Source organism: Actinoplanes sp. NPDC048791 (assembly GCF_040650095.1).
In the GTDB taxonomy this organism is placed as follows: Bacteria; Actinomycetota; Actinomycetes; order Mycobacteriales; family Micromonosporaceae; genus Actinoplanes.
Map to the genome: position 1 here is coordinate 1 of NZ_JBEZGQ010000529.1, position 5,864 is coordinate 5,864.

Genomic DNA, 5,864 nt, shown 5'->3' on the forward strand with positions numbered 1-5,864 from the left:
GGCCGGGTCGCTCTGCCGGGGATCGCTCTGCCGAGGATCGAGCGGGTTGAAGGGCCGGCCGGGACGTCCGGGCAGCGGTTGACCGCCCGCCGTACGGCGGGCCTCGGCCTCCGCTTCCTCACGGTCCGTCTCGGCCTCGTCGGCCGTCCGTGACCCGTGCCGGGCACGGTCGAGCAGCGCCCGCCAACGCGGGGCTGGTTCCGCAGGCCGGCCCCAGCCGGTCTCGGTCCCATCCACGGCTCGTCCTCCCAGCGACTACTCGATGTGCCCTTGTGACGCCTGTCCGATGCCCTGACGGGCCCGCCCGTTCTCCGACAGGCTACGGACGCCAACCCTATTCAGGCCACACCCGGAACCCGCAAATGCCCGGCGGTCTTGATCACCCAGTGGCAGAAACCACGTGCACGTGCACCTACCCGTACGCACCACAGGACTCGGTCGTTCAGGATGTCAACGCCCAGAAGCGTCGCGAGATGCTCCTGAGGCGGTCGGCGGCTGGCCGGGACCCGGTCCCACGGGTGACGCGGAGGCAACGGCAGCGCTCTCCTGAACTGCCGGGGCAGACGGACCGGACCCCAGGACGGGGCCGTCGGGTGAGGCCGATGTCACAGCAGCCCCGGTCGATGAGGGTAGTGGCGCGGGGCGGGCGGGGGCAACACTGCGCGACCGCGAAGGCACGGTGGGCGCACCTGACTCCGGATCGTCGGGAACCGTGGTGGTCTGCTCCGGCCGGACCGGGCGGAACTCCGTACGGTCCAGGCTGCGGACCTCGGGGGCCGGATCGACCACCCGCACCTCGGCGCGGCCGGCCAGCTCCTCCAGCACGGCGGGCGCGGCCCGCACCACGGCGGCGAAGACACAGGCGCAATGGGCGCGGTAGGCGGCGGCCTCCGAGGCGGCGATCTGCGCGGCGTTGTCGTACGCCCGGCGCAGCCTGATCTGGTCGACGCCGTCGCCCTCGAGCTCCTCGCCCAGCTTCTGATAGTCGGCCTGCTCCTGGTCCCGGGCCAGAGCGGCGTTCAGCATGCCGGTCACCACGTCCTGCGGCATCCGGTAGACGGGCATCTTGACCACCGGGGTGCGTACCCCCGGCAGCGGTGCCCGGGCGTAGACCTCGGCCACCGGGACCCCGGCCAGGGTCGCCTGCAGCTTGTCCGGCGGCAGGTAGGACCGCAGGCTGACCAGCGCCCACGTCTCCCCCGCCACCGGCGAACCCGACGAGGGCAGCAGCGCGGCCAGTTCACCGCGGCTGGAGCGCAGATAGCCGGAGACGGACTGGCCCTCGACCACCCCGACCCGCACCACGTCACCGCTGGGGTCGACCGCCTCGGGCCCGTGGTCGGCCGCCCAGACCACGGCGATGAGCAGCGCGGTCACCGAGGCCACGGCCAGCCCGCTGAGGATCCGCAACCGGGACGGGGCCGTGCCGATGCGGGACAGGCCGCGGGTCAGCGGCGGAAGCACCCTGTCCCCTGTCCTCATCGAGGTCGCCCCCTCAGACGGCGGTCGTCAGCTCGCGTCGCGGAGCACGTCCAGCGCGTACCCCAGGTCGTCAGGGTAGTCGCTGACGAAACGGACCTCGTCCTGCGTACGGGGGTGCAGGAAGCCGAGCTCGCGGGCGTGCAGCCACTGCCGGCCCAGCTTGAGCCGCGCGGACAGGGTCGGGTCGGCGCCGTACGTGACGTCGCCGACGCACGGGTGCCGCATCGCGGAGAAGTGCACCCGGATCTGGTGGGTGCGGCCGGTCTCCAGCTTCACGTCGACCAGGCTGGCCGAGCGGAACGCCTCGAGCGTGTCGTAGTGGGTGACGCTGGGCTTGCCGCCGTTCATCACCGCGTACCGGTAGTCGGCGGTGGGGTGCCGGTCGATCGGCGCGTCGATCGTGCCGCGCAGCGGGTCCAGGTGGCCCTGCACGACCGCGTGGTAGCGCTTGTCGACCTCGCGCTCCTTGAAAGCCCGCTTCAGCGCGCTGTAGGCCAGCTCGCTCTTGGCCACCACCATGAGCCCGGTGGTGCCGACGTCGAGGCGGTGCACGACCCCCTGGCGCTCGGCGGCGCCGCTGGTGGCGACGTTCTGGCCCATCGCGGCGAGCCCACCGATGACCGTGGGGCCGGTCCAGCCCGGGCTCGGGTGCGCGGCGACCCCGACCGGCTTGTCCACCACGACGATGTCGTCGTCGCTGTAGATGATCTTCATGCCGTGCACCGGGGTGGCTTCCAGCGTCGGCGCGGTCACCGGCGGCGGCAGCGTGACCTCGAGCCACGAACCGGCGGAGACCTTGTCGGACTTCGGCCGCGGGATGCCGTCGACGAGCGCGTCACCGGACTCGACCAGGGTCGCGGCCGCGGTGCGGGACAGGCCGAAGATGCGCGACACGGCCTGGTCGAGACGCATGCCGTCCAGACCGTCCGGTACGGGCAGGGAACGGGAGGTCATGCGGTCTCGGCTTTCCTGGAGGTGGCCCTGCTGCCGTCGCGCTGGCGCCCGGTGAGCTCCAGCAGCACGGCGAGGACGACGCCGACGGACAGGCAGCTGTCGGCGATGTTGAAGACCGCGAAGTGTTCCCCGTACGGCCCGAACAGGCTGATCATGTCGACGACGTGCCCCTGGAACGGCCCGGGCGCCCGGAACAGCCGGTCGCCCAGGTTGCCGAGCGCGCCGCCGAGCACCAGCCCGAGGGCGATCGCCCACGGCACCGAGCGCAGCTTGCGGACCATGAAGCCGATCCAGCCGATCACCACGATCGTGACCAGCGGGAACACCCAGGTGTAACCACTGCCGAGACTGAACGCGGCCCCGCTGTTGCGCAGCAGCGACAGATAGACCAGTCCGCCCAGGATCCGGACCGGCTCGCCCTCGGTCAGCCCCTTGGTGGAGAGCTCCTTGACGACCTGGTCGAGCACGACGGCGAGCAGGGCGGTGATGGCGAGCACCGCCACGGCGCGGCGCGCGAACCCGGAGGACACCCCGGGCCCGGACGCGGTCACCGTGGTGCCACCCGCGGCCTCGTCGGCGTTCAGCGTCGTTCCTCCAACTGCTTACAGGACACACAGAGGGTCGCGACCGGGAACGCCGCCAGCCGCTCGACGGGGATGGCGTTGCCGCATCGCTCGCACCAACCGTAGTTGCCCGTCCCGAGCCGGTCGATGGCGCGTTCCACCTGTGTGATCCGGTCGAGGAGATTGTTGGCCAGAGTGATCTCCTGCTCACGCTCCCCGGTCTTGGTGCCCCGGTCGCCCTCGTCGTCGCCGGCGGAGTCGGTGAGCCGGTCGCGCTGCAGCTCGGTGATCTCGCTGAGCGTCTGGTCGTACTCGGCCTGCAGTTCGTCGCGGCGCTCCACGAGCGCGACGCGGATCTTCTCGGTCTCCGCCGCGCTGCGCGCCTTGGCGGGCGCGGCCTTCGCGGTCGACGCGGACCTGGTGTCGGTTGCCTTGGCCATCGTCGCTCCCCTGAGCCGCGCTGCACGCGGCGAATCGGCGGTCTTCCAGCGGTCATCGGGACGTGGTCGGCCACCCGTCCCGTATCGGTGCCCCGGCCGCGCCCCCACGCGACCCGTGCACCGTCCCCCACGTGCACAAACGGCGCGGCCATGGATCGCCGCGCACTCCGGAGGGTGGCAAGGATACGGAACGTGAAGAGCAGCGACAACACGGCGCACCGGCCCGGTGACCGGTTAACCGGGACGAATGCCCCGAACGCCCTCGTCAGATACCCGACGACCACACCCGCCTCGTTCGCACCTGCCGTTTCCTTCGAGTTGGCCGGCGGCAGCCGAATCGACGCAGCCGAATCGCCAGACACGACCAAACGCCCATAACCCCGCGCTCAGGATCGGTCGCGGCCGTCCTCACCGAACCAGCGGGCCAGCCGCCCCCGCCGGCTCACCGCCCGCAGCCGCCGCTCGGCCAGGTCCCGGGCCGCCGCCGTGGTCACGATCAGCAGGCCGTCGCCGGTCCGCAGCCGGGTGTCCGGCCCCGGCACGAAGCCGGCCCCCTCCCGCACCACCAGCGTCACCACCGCACCGACCGGCAGCCGCAACTCGTCGATGTGCACCCCGGCCAGCCGGGAACCCGGCGCCACGTCGAGCTGCAAAAGGTCGGCATGCATCTGCTCCAGCGGCGCCGTCTCGACCTGGATCTCGATGGCCTCGGTGGGCGCGGTGATGCGCAGCAGCCGGGCAACCGGCGCCAGCGTGCCGGCCTGCACCAGCGTGAAGATGATCACCAGCACGAACACCACGTCGAAGAGCGTCTCGGCCCCGGGCGTCGCGCTGGAGAGCGGAATGGTGGCCAGCACGATCGGCACCGCCCCGCGCAGCCCGGCCCAGGACAGGAAGGTCCGCCCGGACCGGCCCAGCTCCCGGAAACTGCGGCTGACCAGCGCCGAGATCCAGACCGACAGCGGCCGGGCCAGCAGCACGAGCGCGCACCCGACAACCAGTGCGGGCACCAGCGCGTCACCCAGCCGGTCCGGCGAGGCGAGCAGCCCGAGCAGCACGAACAGGCCGATCTGGGCGACCCAGGCCAGCGCGTCGGCGAACCCGAGAATGGCCTGGCGGTGCGGCAACCGGGCGTTGCCGATAACCACCCCGGCCACGTAGACGGCGAGGAAACCGGAGGCGTGGGCGACGGCGCCGGCCGCGTACGCCAGGAAGGTGAGCGCGACCGCCGCGATCGGATAGAGGCCCGCCGACGGCAGGGCGGCATTGCGCAGCAACCAGCGCCCGGTCGCCCCCACGGCCAGCCCGATCGCGGCGCCGGCGGCGAGCTCGTAGACGACGATCAGGAGCTCGTACCACCAGGGGTGGGTCATCCCGGCAGTGGCCGACAGCAGGACGACCAGCAGGACCACCGGGGCGTCGTTCATGCCGGACTCGGCCTCGAGCGTGGCGACCAGCCGGGGAGGCAGCCGCAACACCCGCAGGGTGGCGAAGACCGCGGCGGCGTCGGTGGACGAGAGCACCGCGCCGTAGAGCAACGCGAGGCGCCAGTCCACGTTCAGCACAAAATGCACGACGACGCCGACCACGGCGATGCTCACGGCCACCCCGAGGGTGGCCAAGGTGGCCGACAACCCCAGAACCGGCCGCAACGTGCTCCAGCGGGCGGTCAGCCCACCCTCAGCGATGATCATGATCAGGGCGCAGAAGCCGAGGGTACGGGTGAGCTCGGCATCATCGAAGCGGATGCCGAACCCGGCCTCCCCGATGACCACACCGATCAGCAGGTACACCAGCAGACTGGGCAGTCCGAGCCGGGTGGAGAGCCGCACAGCACCGACGGCGACCAGCAGCACGGCGGCGCCGACAAGCAACGCAAGGTCGAGCCCGCCGGTCATGCGCTGCCGTCACGCAGGGCGGCGAACCGCTCCCCGACGTCCCCGGCCACGGTAAAGACTTTGTCCCGGCTGGTGGCGCCGACCTTGAGCACGACGTCCCGGGCCTTGACCCCGAGCGCAGCGGCAAGCGCCCGCCGAACGGCCTCGGTGGCCTTCCCGTCAACCGCGGGCGCCCCGACGGCGACGATCAGCGCGGGCCCGTGCGGCCCCTCATAACGCCCACCGACCCGGGTACGCCCAGCGCCGGGCCGCACCCGCACCACGACGGACCGCCACCCGTCACCACTTGTCTGAGCGGCTCGCGACGTGCTCGCGCCGGGTCGGATGGTGGCCGGATCGGGTGAGGGGACGCGCCGCTTGGCCATGCCCCATTGTGCCGATCACCGACACCCCACCAAATCCAACGTTCCGCCAACGCCCCGCCCGCGCCCACCCCACGCCCTCCCCGCCCGCACCTCACCCCGCCGTGCCCCACCCGCACCTCGCCCCGCCTTGCCCGCCTTGCCCCGCCCGGCCTTGCCCCCGCA

At 72.3% G+C, this 5,864-nt stretch carries 6 protein-coding genes and 1 pseudogene; all 7 read right to left on the reverse strand.

Annotated features, from left to right (window positions below; translation table 11 throughout):
- Nucleotides 1-237, reverse strand: a pseudogene (locus AB0C29_RS30075) (ATPase); the annotation flags it as partial.
- Nucleotides 238-450: 213 nt separating this feature from the next.
- Nucleotides 451-1,464 (reverse strand): hypothetical protein, encoded by a 1,014-nt coding sequence (locus AB0C29_RS30080; RefSeq protein ID WP_360827093.1) that lies wholly within the window; start codon nucleotides 1,462-1,464, stop codon nucleotides 451-453.
- Between the two features lie 45 nt (nucleotides 1,465-1,509).
- Nucleotides 1,510-2,436, reverse strand: coding sequence for an RluA family pseudouridine synthase (locus AB0C29_RS30085; RefSeq protein ID WP_360547987.1), 927 nt, complete (start codon nucleotides 2,434-2,436; stop codon nucleotides 1,510-1,512).
- Nucleotides 2,433-2,987 carry a signal peptidase II gene (gene lspA, locus AB0C29_RS30090; protein ID WP_360827096.1) on the reverse strand — a complete coding sequence of 185 codons (555 nt, stop codon included), beginning with the start codon at nucleotides 2,985-2,987 and terminating at the stop codon, nucleotides 2,433-2,435. The genes AB0C29_RS30085 and lspA overlap by 4 nt, the downstream gene beginning before the upstream one ends.
- 29 nt (nucleotides 2,988-3,016) lie before the next feature.
- Nucleotides 3,017-3,439 carry a TraR/DksA family transcriptional regulator gene (locus AB0C29_RS30095; RefSeq protein ID WP_360547991.1) on the reverse strand — a complete coding sequence of 141 codons (423 nt, stop codon included), beginning with the start codon at nucleotides 3,437-3,439 and terminating at the stop codon, nucleotides 3,017-3,019.
- Between the two features lie 386 nt (nucleotides 3,440-3,825).
- Nucleotides 3,826-5,337: a potassium/proton antiporter gene (locus tag AB0C29_RS30100; protein ID WP_360827099.1), complete on the reverse strand. Its 1,512-nt coding sequence runs from the start codon at nucleotides 5,335-5,337 to the stop codon at nucleotides 3,826-3,828.
- Entirely contained in the window at nucleotides 5,334-5,600 is a 267-nt protein-coding gene (locus tag AB0C29_RS30105; protein ID WP_360827102.1) for a DUF167 domain-containing protein, read from the reverse strand. The genes AB0C29_RS30100 and AB0C29_RS30105 overlap by 4 nt, the downstream gene beginning before the upstream one ends.
- Between the last annotated feature and the right edge of the window lie 264 nt (nucleotides 5,601-5,864).